General features: G+C 38.3%; 12 protein-coding genes. 5 read left to right on the forward strand and 7 right to left on the reverse strand.

Going from position 1 to position 16,208, the window contains the following annotated elements:
* The first annotated feature begins 73 nt into the window (after positions 1 to 73).
* From H0W64_02965 to H0W64_02980, 4 genes are read left to right on the forward strand one after another with little or no spacing between them, the layout of a single operon-like run.
* Entirely contained in the window at positions 74 to 1,021 is a 948-nt protein-coding gene (locus H0W64_02965) for a DMT family transporter (GenBank protein ID MBA3660663.1), read from the forward strand.
* Position 1,022: 1 nt separating this feature from the next.
* Complete coding sequence (locus H0W64_02970) at positions 1,023 to 3,671, forward strand: PD-(D/E)XK nuclease family protein (protein MBA3660664.1); 2,649 nt, start codon at positions 1,023 to 1,025, stop codon at positions 3,669 to 3,671.
* Positions 3,668 to 7,045 carry a UvrD-helicase domain-containing protein gene (locus H0W64_02975; GenBank protein ID MBA3660665.1) on the forward strand — a complete coding sequence of 1,126 codons (3,378 nt, stop codon included), beginning with the start codon at positions 3,668 to 3,670 and terminating at the stop codon, positions 7,043 to 7,045. Before H0W64_02970 ends, H0W64_02975 begins: the two co-directional genes overlap by 4 nt.
* Before the next feature lie 60 nt (positions 7,046 to 7,105).
* A complete protein-coding gene (locus H0W64_02980) occupies positions 7,106 to 7,489 on the forward strand; it encodes a hypothetical protein (GenBank protein ID MBA3660666.1) in 384 nt (127 codons plus the stop codon).
* Positions 7,490 to 7,648: 159 nt separating this feature from the next.
* Here the strand turns inward: H0W64_02980 and H0W64_02985 are convergent, their stop codons facing one another.
* From H0W64_02985 to serC, 5 genes are all read right to left on the reverse strand, one after another.
* Positions 7,649 to 8,470, reverse strand: a complete 822-nt coding sequence (locus H0W64_02985; GenBank protein MBA3660667.1) for an NAD(P)-dependent oxidoreductase — start codon at positions 8,468 to 8,470, stop codon at positions 7,649 to 7,651.
* A 71-nt stretch (positions 8,471 to 8,541) separates the two neighbouring features.
* Complete coding sequence (locus H0W64_02990) at positions 8,542 to 9,084, reverse strand: hypothetical protein (protein MBA3660668.1); 543 nt, start codon at positions 9,082 to 9,084, stop codon at positions 8,542 to 8,544.
* Positions 9,074 to 9,910, reverse strand: a complete 837-nt coding sequence (locus H0W64_02995) for a prepilin-type N-terminal cleavage/methylation domain-containing protein (protein MBA3660669.1) — start codon at positions 9,908 to 9,910, stop codon at positions 9,074 to 9,076. Before H0W64_02995 ends, H0W64_02990 begins: the two co-directional genes overlap by 11 nt.
* Positions 9,856 to 10,233, reverse strand: coding sequence for a prepilin-type N-terminal cleavage/methylation domain-containing protein (locus tag H0W64_03000; GenBank protein MBA3660670.1), 378 nt, complete (start codon positions 10,231 to 10,233; stop codon positions 9,856 to 9,858). Before H0W64_03000 ends, H0W64_02995 begins: the two co-directional genes overlap by 55 nt.
* Before the next feature lie 43 nt (positions 10,234 to 10,276).
* Positions 10,277 to 11,365, reverse strand: a complete 1,089-nt coding sequence (gene serC, locus H0W64_03005; protein MBA3660671.1) for a 3-phosphoserine/phosphohydroxythreonine transaminase — start codon at positions 11,363 to 11,365, stop codon at positions 10,277 to 10,279.
* An 88-nt stretch (positions 11,366 to 11,453) separates the two neighbouring features.
* Between serC and H0W64_03010 the strand changes: the two genes are divergently transcribed.
* On the forward strand, positions 11,454 to 12,083 hold the full coding sequence (locus H0W64_03010) for an NAAT family transporter (protein ID MBA3660672.1): 630 nt from the start codon (positions 11,454 to 11,456) through the stop codon (positions 12,081 to 12,083).
* 9 nt (positions 12,084 to 12,092) lie between these two features.
* Here H0W64_03010 and fumC read toward each other — a convergent pair whose 3' ends face one another.
* Positions 12,093 to 13,487, reverse strand: a complete 1,395-nt coding sequence (gene fumC, locus H0W64_03015; GenBank protein MBA3660673.1) for a class II fumarate hydratase — start codon at positions 13,485 to 13,487, stop codon at positions 12,093 to 12,095.
* A gap of 44 nt (positions 13,488 to 13,531) precedes the next feature.
* Positions 13,532 to 16,195 carry an aminopeptidase N gene (gene pepN, locus H0W64_03020; protein ID MBA3660674.1) on the reverse strand — a complete coding sequence of 888 codons (2,664 nt, stop codon included), beginning with the start codon at positions 16,193 to 16,195 and terminating at the stop codon, positions 13,532 to 13,534.
* Positions 16,196 to 16,208: the final 13 nt, after the last annotated feature.

The following is a 16,208-nucleotide window of genomic DNA, read 5'->3' on the forward strand; positions in this document are numbered from 1 at the left end:
CAAACTTTAAAATGCAGCTGAAAGACGCTTTACTAGCATACACTCTACAATTTAACAGCGGCTATCACTTACCATGAAATTTAACACAACATACGTTACTCGATTTAGTGATTTAACCTTATTGATTACCTTAGGGATTATCTGGGGCACTGGCTATTCTATTGCACGATATGCAACAACCCACGGTGTATCACCCTTAGGTTATAGCTTTTGGCAATCGCTGGGGCCTGCATTATTAATTAGTGCTTTTGCGTTCCAGCAAAAATCTTCAGGACAAATGAGTTTTTCAATTCTCTTTTACTATATCATTTGCGGAATGACAGCGATTGCTATTCCTAATACGACCATGTATTTTGCAGCACCGCATCTACCGGCAAGCATTCTCGCCATGGTTGTTAATACCGTTCCAGTTATGGTTTATCCGCTTGCATTGATTGCCGGATTAGAAACATTCAGTTGGCAACGTTGCGCGGGAGTAAGCTTCGCAATTTTAGCTTTAACACTAATTATTTTACCAACAAGTAGCTTACCTACTCCTACCATGATCCCCTGGGTATTATTTAGCCTTATCACACCGCTCTCCTTTGCAATGTGTTCAATCTTCATTGCCAAAGTTCGCATTCCTCAGCAAAACTCACGGGTCCTCGCAGCTGGCATGTTAATTGCTTCAACTTTATTACTATTACCTTTAGTCATGAGTACAAATAGTTTTTATTTGATCCATTACCCTTTAACTTTTCCGGATTGGATTATCCTCCTAGAAATTATACTATCCAGCTTAGGGTATATTCTTTATTTCAAACTCATCAAAAAGGCAGGTCCAGTATACTACAGCCTTGTTGACAGTATCGTCGTGATTACTGGTATTTTTTGGGGATATGTTATTTTTGGAGAGCAACTGAATGCTTGGACTTTTTTAGTCGCGCTTTTTATTCTCATCGCCTTATTATTGGTAACTCAACAACAACGCCGAGAAAAATTAACTTCTAGCGTTTATAACAAAGCAACAACCACTATTTAACATGGATGTCATCACTATTACTTACGAATCTTTATTTGAACGTCTTAACGTTCATACCATTGTGCTTACGCCTAATCGACGCTTAGCAGCAACCCTTCAGAAACTTTATCAAGATTATCAGTATCAGCAAGGTCTAACTTGGTGGGAAACACGTGATATTTTACCCTTATTAAGCTGGCTTGAACGGTTGTGGAAAGATTATACCGCCAACTCTATGAGTTCAACAGAACGCTTACTCAGCGCAGCTCAAGAGCATTTACTCTGGGAAAAAATAATCAAAGAAGATGCTTACCACGATTTATTGCAAGTGACTGAAACTGCCGAATTAGTGCAAAAAGCCTGGGGACTGGTGGAGGGGTGGCAAGTTAATATCGACTTACCACTTTTCAATGAGACCGATGATTATCAAGCGTTGCAAAGCTTTTTTAAAAATTTTCAGCAAGTATGTGAAACGAATCATTGGCTTTCATCTGCAAGTCTTGCCACCAAAATTCTAACTATTATTGAAAACCATCCCATTCAACTCCCTCAACAAATATTTCTTATTGGGTTTAACGAAATCTCTCCGCAATGGCAGACCTTATTAACGTATTGCACCAAACAAGGCTGTGCCATTGAATCCGTTTACTTGATTCAACCCGAAGCTATATGTCAACGTATCAGCTTTTCTGATGCGGAAGATGAAATACTGCATATGGCACGATTTGCCAAATCACGTTGGCAAGAAAACCCGAGAGCGAAAATTGGCTGCGTTGTACCAACTCTCGATAAAGACCGAGATCGGATAAAGCAAATTTTTAGTGAGGTTTTTGCTGACTATTCAGCTGTGAGTGCTTTTAACATTTCAGCAGGGAAACCACTCACACAATACCCTGTCATACATGCGGGTCTTACCTTTTTATCATTAACGCAAAATAAAATAGATCATGAAACATTGCATTATCTACTTTTCTCACCCTTTATAGGTGAGGCGGAAGTTGAGCGATTTGGACGGGCTCAACTTGATAAATATTTAAGAGAACGCAATCTCCAGCAATTAAATTTAAGAGCAGAGGTTTGCAATCAAAATTCAATTTTAATGCGCTATGCACCCAAACTTGGGCAACGACTCATTGTTTTTTTTGACGCTTTTGAAAAACTCCAATACAACCTTACCGTAAGCGAATGGATGAGCGAATTTAATAATTTATTAAATCTACTCGGTTGGCCAGGTGAGCGAAGTTTAATGAGTGAAGAGTATCAAACGGTAGAAAATTGGTTACATTTAATATCAGAACTTAAAGCATTGGATTATGTGACTGAAAAATTATCTGCTTACAGTGCGTTACAGCATTTATATCAAGCTACGGGGTCGCAAGCATTTCAACCGCAGTCACCTGAGGCTGCTATCCAAGTGTTAGGATTGTTAGAAGCAGCTGGTTTACCTTTTGATTTTTTATGGATTGCAGGATTGCACGATTTATCATGGCCGCCACAACCCCAGCCCAATCCTTTTTTACCACGCCGTCTCCAACGCGAAATGAAAATGCCTCATGCAGATGCAGAAAGAGAGTTGCAATATTGCCGAAACTTAACAGGGCAATTTAAACAAAGCGCTAAAAATATTATTTTTAGCCATCCTGAACACGATAAAGAGTTGGAGCTTCAACCCAGTCCTCTCATTCAGGATGTGCAAGTGTTGACAATCGAAGATTTAAATTTACAGCCTTTCCAATCCTTCAATGCGGTAATTTATCAACGCCAATCTTTAGAAAAAATTATTGATACAGAAGGACCTATTATTACACCGGATGAAAAAATTTATGGTGGAACGAGTGTACTAAAATTTCAAGCGATGTGTCCATTTCGCGCTTTTGCGACATGGCGATTACATGCGCATGAGCTAGATCAACCTAGATTAGGGTTACGCGCGAAAGACCGCGGCTCAATTTTACATCAAGTTCTTGCCAACCTGTGGGGAAAATTACAGAATCACCATACGTTAATTTCAATTAAAGCTTCTGAATTGAGTGAATTGATTCAATCGAGTATTGACACTGCATTAATTAAAACGGCTCAACATCATAGCGAACGCCAATTTTATTTAAAGTTAGAAGCTAAAAGATTACATAAGTTAATTCTTGATTGGTTAGAAATAGAAAAAAAACGTCAACCTTTTAAAGTGATACTCAATGAGCAAGCTACGGAAATTAAAATTAACCAACTTACTTTATCGCTTCGTATTGACCGTGTTGATGAATTAGAAGATGGTCGCAAACTTGTCATTGATTATAAAACGGGTCAACAGAATGAAATTAAACATTGGTTTAGTGAGCGTCCTCATGATCCGCAACTGCCACTTTATTCGCTTCTTGATCCAGAAAATACGATTGGTATTACTTTTGCTGAAGTCATACCCGGTTCTCATCGCTTCAAAGGCGTAAGTCATGAAATGTTGGAGATAAAAGGGATTAAAAAAATTTCTGAACTCAATATTAATTCTGAGATAACTTGGCCTATTCAACTAGAACAATGGGACGCGGTTTTTAAGAAATTAAGTGATGATTTTGCCAAGGGTTGGGCTACGCTTGATCCTAAAGAAGGATCCAAAACTTGTCTGTGGTGTGCGTTAAAACCATTTTGTAGAATTGCGGAAGAACAAAACCTATGATTGAAACCACTCTTATTGAACAAGATCAGCAAGCGAGACGTCAAGCGCTTGATACAAATCAATCATTCATTGTTGAAGCACCCGCCGGTTCGGGTAAAACTGAGCTTTTAATCCAACGTTTTTTAGCTTTGCTTAATACGGTTGATTCACCGGAAGAAATCCTTGCCATTACCTTTACAAAAAAAGCTGCAAATGAAATGCGGACGCGTATTATTCATGCTTTAAAGTTGGCAAATGAGCAAGAACCCCATGAATCCCATAAAAAACTAACTTGGCAACTTGCCAGGAGTGTGCAAGCTCGCGATGCTGCCAAAGGTTGGCATTTAAGCGCTAATCCTAATCAATTACGCGTACAGACTATCGATGCGCTTTGTGCTTTTCTAACCCAACAATTACCGCTCTTATCTCAGTTTGGTGCAAAGCCCGCTATTTCTGATTATCCCATTCAACTATATAGACAGGCCGTAGAGGAAATTTTAAAACATTTAGAAGGTGATTTTGAATGGTCTCTCTCCATTTCTACCCTATTACTACATCTTGATAATGATATGAATAAATTGAACGACCTCTTAATGACGCTACTATCAAAAAGAGATCAATGGCTTCCCTATATTCACTTAAACACCACAGAAGATGAAATTAAAGAGCAATTAGAAAGACACTTAAGTTGCTTAATAACAGAAAATCTTAAACAACTTGCTGAAACGATTCCCATTCAGCATCAAAATGAATTAGTGGAGATAGCGCGGTTTGCTGCATCAAATTTATCGTTAAATCATCCTGATGCCCCTTTAGTATCATGCGCGAGCTTACAAGCATTGCCCTCCCCTTCAGTTGAAGGCAAAACCGCTTGGATAGGACTTGCTAATTTACTCTTAACTAAGAGCCTAACCTGGCGAAAAAGATTAGATAGTGAAATTGGCTTTCCACCTCTCGCACAATTTAAAAATACCGAAGAAAAAAAATTACATCAACATTTTCGGGATCGACTTAAATTTTTGATTGAAAGTTTGTCGACAGAAGAACAGTTACACGCAGCATTAAGTACGCTTGCTTACTTACCAGACGCGAAGCTCTCAATACAGCAATGGGAAATTTTAAAAGCCCTATTCCAAGTTTTGAAAATTGCAGTCGCTCAATTACGTTTAACCTTCAAGCAAAATGGACAAATTGATTTTATTGAAAATACCCAAGCAGCGCTATTAGCTTTAGGCACACCGGATCAGCCCACCGATTTAGCTTTGGCACTGGATTATCAAATTAAACATATCTTAATTGATGAATTTCAAGATACTTCACTCACACAATATCAACTCTTACAAAAATTAATCATGGGATGGGAAGATCACGATGGTCGAACATTGTTTGTAGTGGGTGATCCCATGCAATCTATTTACCGATTTCGTGAAGCAGAAGTTGGTTTGTTTTTAAAAATGTTAAAACAAGGAATCGGTAATCTACAATTGCATCCGCTTGCGCTCACCGTTAATTTTCGCTCCTTACCTGAAATTGTTTCTTGGAATAATAAACATTTTAAAACAATATTTCCGGCTTTTAATGAAATTGCTACAGGCGCTGTTGCGTACACTCCAAGTGTAAAGTTAATTCAACATTATGACACTGAAGGGATCGTGAGTATTAAAGGCTTTACTGACGTTGACGCTAAACTGCAGGGCATAGATATTGCAAGCCTTGTTGCGAAAACTAAAGAAGATTATCCTCAGGAAAGTATTGCTATTTTAGTTAGATCCCGTTCACATTTAGAAAAGATAATACCTGAATTAAAAAAACTTAGTATTCCATTTCAAGCATTAGAAATTGATCCTCTCTCTTCACGTCAATGTATTCAAGATTTACTGTCACTGACTTGTGCATTGCTGCATCCCGCTGATCGAATAGCTTGGCTTTCCATTTTACGAGCTCCCTGGTGCGGATTAACGCTCCGTGATTTATTTGTTCTTAGCAATCAATCACCTCACGCGATACTTTATGAAAATTTACAAAATCAAACGCTTATCAATAAAATGACTGAGGATGGAAAGCAGAGAGTTAGTCAATTGATGGCAGTCTTAACACCACAGCTGCAAAACCGTGATCGTTTTAATTTACGTTGTTTCATTGAAGAAACCTGGCAAAAGTTAGGTGGGCCTGCCACACTCAATGAATACGCAAACATTGATCTTGTCAAAACTTATTTCCAACTTCTTGAAAATTTCAATCAACATACATTACTACTTAATGTTGATTTTTTACGAGATAAGATCAATACGCTTTATGCTTCTGCACAAGTTAAAGATCCACATTGTTTGCAAATTATGACTATTCATTCTGCAAAAGGTTTAGAATTTGATACTGTTATTGTGCCCCACCTGGAACGTAAAATTCCTTATGATAACAAAGGTCTTTTTGCATGGATGGAATATCCCCTATCGCAAGGTAACTCTGCTTTATTATTGGCACCCATTCACGCAACGGGGGAAAAAACTGATTTAATTTACGATTTTATTTCGCGACAACAACGTTTCAAAGCAGATTACGAAGTTAATCGATTACTTTACGTAGCGGTCACACGCGCTAAAAAACGACTTCACTTGTTTTTTAATGCATCAAAAAATGAAGCGGATGAATATAATATTGAGCCAAGAACTTTTCTTGAAAAATTATGGCCTAGTTTTAAAAATCAAACGCACACTATTATGCATTCTCTCGAATTACCTCCCGCCCTTAAAGCCATTGAAAATGACCGAATGTTGACCCGCCTTACTGCAAATTGGTTAAACCCTTTATCCTTTAATACGCCTGTGCAAGCTTATGTCCATCAAGCTAGCACCGGATTTACTTTGCCAAGCTCAGTTATACGCGTTATAGGTATTATTACTCATCAAATTTTGCAGCAAATGTCGATGCATGGCATGACGTGGTGGAATAATGAAACGCAAGCAACCCAACAAGCTTATTTACATCATCACTTATTTCAAAATCATATCTCCCCCCAGGAAATCATTGAAGCAACACCTGTCCTGATCATGATTGTTTCGAATATTTTGAAAGATGAACGCGCAAAATGGTTACTGCAAGCCCATCAAGAAGCGCGATCTGAATGGGCACTTAGTCATTTCACCCAAGGTCAAATAAAAAGATCGATCATTGACAGGACATTTGTTGAAAATGGTATTCGTTGGATTATTGATTATAAAACTTCAACGATGCATGAAATCGAATTAGATGAGTTTTTACAAAATGAAAAAGATAAATATAACGAAAAAATGACCAGTTATGCTGAGGTTATTCGACAATTTGATACACGTCCTATTCAATTTGGCTTGTACTTTCCTTTAATACCTGCTTGGCATACATGGCATAATAAAGAGTAATGTAGTTGAATCAGCTATTCATTTAATTTTAAAAATGATATTGAAATAATGGAGAAAATAATGCAAATAAGCCAAATCTTATTAATGACCTTACTTACGTCTATTAGTTTAAATTCTAATGCTGTAACCGTGCGTAACGCTCATGTCCCTTTCAATTATGAAGTGATTCAAAGTGGAAAAAAATTCAATGCCGATTATCGTATTGAACCCAACCAAATTATTGAATGTTTTGAAAATGGAATACGTATAACAAACCAAGCAGTATTAAGTTGGACTTATACCAAAATTCGACACGAAAGCCATCTCCCCGCACAATTAAAAATCAATACAACATTGCAAGGGGAATTGGCTGATCCTCAAGGCACACTGACAATTGGTAATGTGAATGGAAAAGATGATGTGGTAGTTAGCTGTGTTTATAAGTCAGGAAATGAAAATTCATAATCATTAGGGTATTTTTAGCATCTTAAGTGAGTGAAAGTTTGGTGAAGCATGGATTGTCGTGATTGTCCTTTAAACTTACCAATGTGCTAACAAAAATCAATCGTAACCAAGGGATGCGCAGCGTAAAGGAGAAAACGTGCAACGCATCCCACGCTTTTGCTAATCGATAAAAATATCTGGGTAAAGTGGCACTAAGGAATGCATCGCGTATTGTTTAAAGTTAGTGACGCCATGTTCCTTTAACACTTCTTCATCGATGAAAAAATTTCCGGTAACTTTACGACTGTTACTTGTTAAGATTGCGTGCGCAGCATCTGCGACTATTGCTGGCTTGCGGCTGGCATGATAAACAATTTTTGGAAAATTATTTGCAATTGCAGCAGTTGCGATTATTGTTTTTGGCCATAAAGAATTGACGGCAATTCCATCGGATTTGAATTCTTCTGCCATTCCTAATGTGCACATACTCATTCCATATTTTGACATAGTATAGGCTACGTGTTTTTTAAACCATTTAGGATTCATATTAAGGGGTGGAGACAAATTGAGGATATGCGGGTTAGAGGATTTTTTAAGATGCGGCGCACAAAGTTTCGAACACATGAATGTGGCGCGAACGTTCACAGAAAAAATAAGATCGAATCGCTTCATGGGAATATCTGAAGTCGAACTCATATTTATAGCACTAGCATTATTGACTAAAATATCGATACCGCCATAAGTTTCAATCGTTTTATTGATTGCATCTGCAACGTTTTCTTCAGAGCGGACATCGACAATTAAAGGCAGCGCAGCACCACCCGCCTCTTCAATCTCTTTTGCCACCGTATAAATTGTGCCCTCTAAAGTGGGATGCGGCTCTGCAGTTTTGGCAGCTACAACAATTTTAGCGCCATCTCGTGCACAACGTAGAGCAATTTCTCGACCAATCCCACGACTACCACCGGTTATAAATATTACTTTATTTTTCAAATCACTCATTAGACTATCCTTGATGATCAAGCCACTTTTAAACGCCTACTCTATTTTGGTAAATAAAAATAATCAAGCTATTATTCGCCTTCCCAATCAATTGTTTTTAGCGATTGAAGTCCTTCATCTAGCGTATCAATATTTTTCTTACACTGTGATACAACTGGGCTTTTAACAGCAAATGTCGCTTGAAAAAGCTGGTTGGTTTTTAACAAGCCTTTTGCAACAATCATTAAATTTAAGCGATAGTATTGTGTGGCTAAATTATTAATTGTCGCACAATCATTGATACCAAGGTTTTCAATAAAAAAATAATAATTAAAATTAGCTCTACTTTTATTGCAACGCAATTGTTTCCAGAAATGAATACTGGTTTCACTTAAAGCCTTATCTGTCATTAAAGAAAATGAGCAATTTTGCTGAAAGCTCTGGATATGACTTCCGATTTGCCGAAGCAGCGATTGAGACTCCAATTTAATTTTGTCGCTCAACAATTCTTGAATATTTGTTTTAACCAAACTATAGCTTGATTGATAGACACGCACACTAAGTGTAGAAAAAATAACTAAAAAAAATAAAGTTAAATAAAGAATAAATCCTTGCTCTTTATGCTTATAAAACACGATCAATCGCTACATAACGTTTAACCTTTTTTTTAAAGAATTCAGAAAACGTCAATTCGATCATGACACCTTGAATTAGCTGTGTTTTTAAATTCAAATCAGGATCGAAATCAATTTGATCAATACCACCAACAAGTTCATGCTGTCTTTTATGAATTAAATTCTCTCTAAAAAGTGCAAATTTTCTTTGATATTGGTTTGGTGCAGAAACTTTTTTAAGCAAATAGCGTTCTTTTACCAAATGACTAATTTGTGCGCCAGCTTTAAAGGGATAGATTAACGGTGTATTTAAATAAATAATTTGCTTAAATTTAAATTTGCTAACGTTTTTAACGGTAAAAATGTTAGCTGATTCGCAATCAGAGATAATTAAAATATCGCGTGGTTTAATTGATATACCGTGATCTATTGTCAACGTTTTTCCACCTTCAACACCATGTATCAACGTCGCTGTTTTATGTTGCATGTAACTAACGGTTAGCGAATGAGGGGTTAGGACTAATTGATTTTCAAAATTGAAAGTAGATGATGCTTGATTTGCAAGGGGGAAGTTTTTTGTTAGCTTTGCACAGCCAATATAACCTGATTTTTTTATCGCACTCATTAAAATTGACACTGCCTGCTCTGCATTAATTTGCAACTGATGATAGGCTATTTGTAAACGATAACTTTTGAGCGTATGGACATAAATTTCCATTAAGATTGAATAGATAAGCAAACTGACAGTGAGTGCGACCATCGTCTCGATTAAAGTAAATCCAGCTGTAGCTATTATTTTAGTGAAACTTGAAGGCAACCTTGTGCTTTTTGATGGTTGATCTTGCATATACTTTCTGTTGGATTTCCCCATTTAACTGTAAAAATATAGTTAGGATAAACTCCTTTAACCTCTCCCTCGCCGTGAGGAAGCGCCAATTTAACTTCGTTTTGCCAGTGTTGAATTGATTTGCTGCAAGCTAATTTACAAATTTGTGCTTGATCGACAATAGACATTAATTCTTGTCTTGCGACAAAAATAAAAAAAGAATGCTTTGCAATGCGTAAAGAAATAAGTTGCATTACATCTGTCCCAATAAAAATGAAAGTAAGCAATATTAAGCTTACTAACACTTCAACCAAGGTTAGGCCGTTTTTATTTGCAAATGACATTGATGAAATTTAAATAATGGATAAAACTGAAATGAAATCTTTTTTACCCATTTTTGCTTGCAAAGTCAATCATAAAATCGACGAGCAAATCAATGGCTTCTTCAGGCATGGCATTGTAAATGCTTGCACGCACGCCTCCACTGACGCGATGTCCTTTCAAATTAAATAAAGACAGTTTACTTGCTTCTTCTAAAAATTTATCAGTCAACGATTCATCGCGTAGATAAAACATAACGTTCATCATTGACCGACACGAAGGATGGACTCGGCAATCATAAAATTCAGGCATTCGGTCAATCAAACTATAAAGTTTTTCTGCTTTACGTTTGTTTATTTTATAAAAGGCTTCAACGCCACCTTTGGATTTCATCCATGCAAACATTAAACCTGCCATATACCAGGCATAAGTTGGCGGCGTGTTGTAGAGGGAGTGATGTTCGGACTGTAATTTATAATTATAAAGAGAAGGGGTGTATGCCCTGGGATCTTGAATTAACTTTTCGTTAATAATAACAACCGTCAGTCCAGCTTGACTTATATTCTTTTGAGCTCCAGCGTAAATGATGCCGTAGTCGGTTACATTAATCGGTCTCGATAAAATCATCGAAGTCATATCAGCTACAAGTGGTACGCCGCGAGTGTCCGGAATAAATTGAAATTCCACGCCATCAATCGTTTCATTTGGGGTGTAGTGAACATAGGCTGCCTCTGGATTTAGAGACCAATTTTCCATGGCGGGAATTGCAAGTAAGCCATCTTGCTTGATTGTCTTCGCAGCAATGTTAACTTCGCCATATCGGGCAGCTTCAGCTATTGCCTTTTTCGACCAAACCCCTGTATCGGTATAATCGGCTTGGTTTTTGGAGCGAAGGAGATTTAAAGGAACCATGGCAAATTGGGTGGAGGCCCCGCCTCCTAAAAACAACACTTTATAATTCGCAGGAATATTCATTAATTCGCGCAAATCTGCTTCACTTTGTTCGGCAATTTCCTTAAATTCATGTCCCCGATGGCCAATTTCCATAATGGACATACCCGTGCCATGCCAATCCAGCATTTCTGACTGCGCTTGCTCCAGCACTTCATTTGGCAACATTGCTGGTCCTGCCCCGAAATTAAATACTCTCTTCATGATGCTCTCGGCTGTCCAAAATCGTATATCCTAGCAATTCCAGGATACGTTCGCTATCATGGAAGGTAAAAAAGAGGAAAGTTCATCCATGACGTATGCTGATACAGTTAAATTTATGGTCGCTATGATTATCATGATGAACCCTCTTGGTTCACTTTCCATCTTTCTTCAATTGACCAGTCAATTCCCTTCCCTTCATCAACGGAAAACTGCCATAAAGTGCGGGCTGGCAATAACCATTATTATGGTCATTGCCATTTGGATCGGCGGGCAACTATTAGAATTAATGGGCATCACCATTGCATCCTTCCGCTTCGCGGGGGGCACCATTTTATTTTTAACAGGGTTATCAATGCTGCAATCGCGGGAAAGCCCCCTCAATTATACCCCCGAAGATGATGCTGCGGCTTACGAGCGGACGTCAGTCGCAATTGTCCCTTTAGCTCTGCCCATCATTATGGGACCCGGCGCAATTAGCACGCTTGTGATTGCCTCAAATGATTACCCCAATCTCTTTCACAAAGCTTGGCTTTCGATTCTTTGCATTCTTCTCGCATCAATCATGATGGCAATTTTATTTTACGGTAATATCATTGCGCGAATGCTTGGCGAATCCGTGATGAAGGTCATCACGCGGATTATGGGAATGATTATTATGGCTATTGCCGTTGGCATGATTGCCAACGGCTTAGTGGGATTAATTCCGGCGCTACGTTAGCGTTGCAATTTACTTCGGCCCCAGCATCGTTTCGGGTTTAACTAAGTCTTTAAATTCCTTTTCATTCAAATAACCTAATTCAAGGCAGGATTCCAATAAGGTCGTACCTTCATGCCAAGCTTTATGAGCAATTTCAGCTGCTTTATCATAGCCAATTTTGGGGGCCAGCGCTGTAACCAGCATCAGTGAATTCCTCAGAGATTGTTCAATGGCTTTAGTGTTAGCTTCCAACCCTTGAATACAATATTTATTAAACATTCGGCATGAATCGGTAAGCAACCGTACTGAATTCATAAAGTCGTGCACAATCACGGGCTTAAATACATTCAGTTCAAAATTACCTTGTGAATCAGCAAAACCAATGGCTGCATCGTGACCCATCACTTGCACACAAACCATTGTGAGTGCTTCTGCCTGGGTAGGATTAACTTTTCCTGGCATGATGGAGGAACCAGGTTCATTTGCAGGGAGTGTCAATTCGCCAAGACCTGCGCGTGGACCTGAACCAAGCCATCGAATGTCATTGGCAATTTTCATCAGTGCACAAGCAAGTGTTTTTATTGCACCGTGCGAAAAAACCATTGCGTCATGCGCCGCAAGACTTGCGAATTTATTCGGCGCCGTAACAAAAGGTAATTCAGTTAAAGCGGCTATTTTTTCAGCTACTTTTTCTGCAAAATTCGCCGGAGCATTGAGCCCGGTTCCAACCGCAGTTCCACCGAGAGCGAGCTCATACAAACCGGGAAGCGTTGAATTTATATTTTTAATAGCTGCATCTAATTGAGCAACATAGCCAGAAAATTCCTGACCCAATGTTAAAGGAACAGCATCTTGTAAATGCGTGCGTCCGGTTTTAATGATATGAGCAAATTGTTTTTGTTTGTCTGCTAATCCATCGCGTAATTCTTTTACGGCCGGTAAAAGCTGATGAATGATCGTAAAGGCTGCCGCGATATGCATTGCTGTTGGAAAAGTATCATTTGAAGATTGGGAGAGATTAACATGATCATTGGGATGCAAAACTTTTTTAGTATCAATTTTCCCTGTAACAGATTCTGTTGCACGATTACTAATAACCTCATTAACATTCATGTTGGTTTGCGTGCCACTGCCAGTCTGCCAAACATGCAAGGGGAAGTGAGCATTTAACTGACCTGCAATAATTTCATCTGCAACACCGCTGATAAGCTTCGCTTTATCTTGCGCCAAAACACCCAATTCTTGATTGGTCAAAGCTGCAGCCTTTTTTAGTATACCAAATGCCCAAATAAGTTCTGTCGGCATAACATCATGACCGATTGCGAAATGCTCAAGCGAACGTTGCGTTTGTGCGCCCCAATAAACATCGGCGGGAACCGAAACATTTCCCATACTATCCGATTCAATACGAGTTGAATTAGGCATAACTACCTCATTGATTAGCTTATTTAAGCTGGTTTAATTTTTAATTAGAATTCTAAGCTTTTAGTTACCAACTCATATAAATCCGATGAGGGTTTATCAGTAAGTAGCAGTTCGAGTTGGTTTCGCATTAACACCTGGCGATCTTTATCATATCGTTTCCACATAGTCAAAGGTTTAACCATACGAGCAGCGACTTGAGGGTTAATTTTGTCTAATTGATGCACGATATCGCGTAAAAAGGCATAGCCTTCGCCGTTTTCAGCATGAAAATGGATCGCATTACGATAACCAAATGTTCCGATGAGAGCGTAAACTTTGTTCGGATTTTTAATATCAAAAGCTGGATGCCGAGTTAATTTCTTAACTTGCTGTAACGCATTAGGTAATTTTGTTCCTGCCTGCACACCAAGCCACTTATCTACAACCAAGGCATCATGTTTCCAAGTGTCATAGAACTGATCTAAAGCTTGCTCACGTAAGGGTGATTGCATACTGGTCAGCGCCGTTAAGGCAGCTTGTGTATCAGTCATATTGACTTCTAAAGCGTCAGTAAATTGTTGCATGACCAACTCTGCATGCGCAGGAAGTAATGCCAAATAAGCCAGACATCGATTCTTAAATTGACGCTTGCCCATTTCCTCCAGTGTAAAATCAGATTGACCTTCTTTATGAAACATTTTGTAGGTAGCAAGAAATTGATCTTGTAATTGTTCAGCAATCGTTTTGAGAACATATTCCCGTACTTGATGAATTGCAACAACATCCACTGTTTGCATTTGCTCACCAATATACTTTTCTGAAGGTAGCGTTAACATTTCTGATAATAGAAAATAATCTTTTTTATTTTCTTGAATGAGTTGCTGCATCGCTTCGATTAGAGCTCGCGGCACCTCTAAAGCATTCTGCTGTTGTACATCACGAATTAAGTTCTGCATGACGCGAAGCATATATTTTTGTCCTGCTTCGTATCGATTAAAGGGATCCGTATCAAATTTGAAAAGGAATAATAAATCTTCATCGGCATAAGGATAATTTAGTACAACTGGGGCAGAGAAATTTCTTAGTAACGATGGAATGGGACGAGAAGGAACATTTTTAAATTGGAAACTTTGCGATGCCTTACTTAGTTTTAAAACTTTTTCTACTTCTATTTGATCATCACCCGTGTCTAACAAAATTTCTTTGCCAGCATGATCAAACAAACTCATGCGAATTGGAATTAACATGGGCTCTTTATCAGATTGACCTGGTGTTGCAGGACAGGATTGGTTAATCGTCAACGTATAAACTTGCTGCGCAGTGTCATAATCATCTGCAATAGTAACGAGGGGAGTGCCTGCTTGACTGTACCAAAGACGAAATTGGTTTAAATCAATTCCTGAAACATCTTCCATCGTTTTAATGTAATCTTCAATGGTAACTGCTTGACCATCGTGTCTTGCGAAGTAGAGATCCATTCCTTTACGAAAATAAACAGGCCCTACAATCGCTTTCAACATACGATGCACTTCAGCACCCTTGTTGTAAACTGTTGAAGTATAAAAATTATTGATTTCAATATAAGAGTCGGGACGAACAGGATGAGCTAAGGGACCTGCATCTTCTGAAAATTGCGTTTCACGTAATGCTCTCACTTCCTGAATTCTGATTACGCCGGGTGAGAACAAATCTTCAGAAAAACTTTGATCACGGAAGATCGTCAACCCCTCTTTAAGGCTCAGTTGAAACCAATCCCGACATGTCACTCTGTTACCTGACCAGTTATGAAAATATTCATGGCCTACAACTGAAGTAATATGCATATAGTCTTCATCAGTTGCTGTTTCAGGTTTAGCCAAAACATATTTCGTGTTGAAAATATTGAGTCCTTTATTTTCCATCGCACCCATGTTGAAATCGCCAATGGCAACAATCATATAAATATCTAAATCATATTCACGTCCATATACTTTCTCATCCCAACGCATTGCTTCTTTTAGAGAAAAAATAGCGTGGGATACTTGATCGGCATAGCCTTTCTCAACATAAACTTTTATAGCAATTTCTTGTTCCGACTGCGTTATAAAAGTATCAGAAACTACATCAAAATCACCTGCGACTAAAGCGAATAGATAAGATGGTTTACGAAAAGGATCTTCCCATTTAACCCAATGACGTCGCTCTTCGGTAAAGCCTTCGCCAATAGGATTACCGTTAGAAAGCAAGTAAGGAAATTGTTTAGGGTCAGCAATAATGGTGGTCGTAAAACGCGTTAAGATATCAGGCTGGTCAATAAAATAAGTGATGCGCCGAAATCCTTCAGCTTCACATTGCGTGCAGTAAGTATTTTGTGATCGATACAAACCGCTTAATGCAGTATTTTTTTGTGGAAAAATTTTCACGGTGATGTCTAAAGAAAAATTATCGGGGACATTTTTAACGATGAGATACGTATCACTTACTTCATATTGTTGGGGTGTAAGATCAATACCATCCAACTTAATTGATTCTAAAATTAACTCCTCTCCATTAAGAACTAATTGTTTAGAGAGATTACGGCTTTGACGATTATGACGGACCCGCATATGCGAAGTTACATAAGTAAAGTCTTCCTGCAAGTCAAATTGCAAATGTATTTCATCAATTAAATATGCAGGGATTTCATAGTCTTTTAAATAAATTGTTTTCGGTGAAGATTTTGTGGCTTCTACAATGAGAGGTTCTGACATCATCTATCTCCAA

Source organism: Gammaproteobacteria bacterium (assembly GCA_013816845.1).
Taxonomy (GTDB): domain Bacteria; phylum Pseudomonadota; class Gammaproteobacteria; order DSM-16500; family DSM-16500; genus Aquicella.

What these genes read in the sequence shown, in the direction of transcription:
- H0W64_02995 (MBA3660669.1), bottom strand. Translation starts at nt 9,910, where the DNA reads ATGCAAGATCAACCATCAAAAAGCACAAGGTTGCCTTCAAGTTTCACT.
- H0W64_02985 (MBA3660667.1), bottom strand. Translation starts at nt 8,470, where the DNA reads ATGAGTGATTTGAAAAATAAAGTAATATTTATAACCGGTGGTAGTCGT.
- H0W64_02980 (MBA3660666.1), top strand. Translation starts at nt 7,106, where the DNA reads ATGCAAATAAGCCAAATCTTATTAATGACCTTACTTACGTCTATTAGT.
- H0W64_02970 (MBA3660664.1), top strand. Translation starts at nt 1,023, where the DNA reads ATGGATGTCATCACTATTACTTACGAATCTTTATTTGAACGTCTTAAC.
- H0W64_02975 (MBA3660665.1), top strand. Translation starts at nt 3,668, where the DNA reads ATGATTGAAACCACTCTTATTGAACAAGATCAGCAAGCGAGACGTCAA.
- H0W64_02965 (MBA3660663.1), top strand. Translation starts at nt 74, where the DNA reads ATGAAATTTAACACAACATACGTTACTCGATTTAGTGATTTAACCTTA.
- H0W64_03000 (MBA3660670.1), bottom strand. Translation starts at nt 10,233, where the DNA reads ATGTCATTTGCAAATAAAAACGGCCTAACCTTGGTTGAAGTGTTAGTA.
- serC (MBA3660671.1), bottom strand. Translation starts at nt 11,365, where the DNA reads ATGAAGAGAGTATTTAATTTCGGGGCAGGACCAGCAATGTTGCCAAAT.
- pepN (MBA3660674.1), bottom strand. Translation starts at nt 16,195, where the DNA reads ATGTCAGAACCTCTCATTGTAGAAGCCACAAAATCTTCACCGAAAACA.
- fumC (MBA3660673.1), bottom strand. Translation starts at nt 13,487, where the DNA reads ATGCCTAATTCAACTCGTATTGAATCGGATAGTATGGGAAATGTTTCG.
- H0W64_03010 (MBA3660672.1), top strand. Translation starts at nt 11,454, where the DNA reads ATGACGTATGCTGATACAGTTAAATTTATGGTCGCTATGATTATCATG.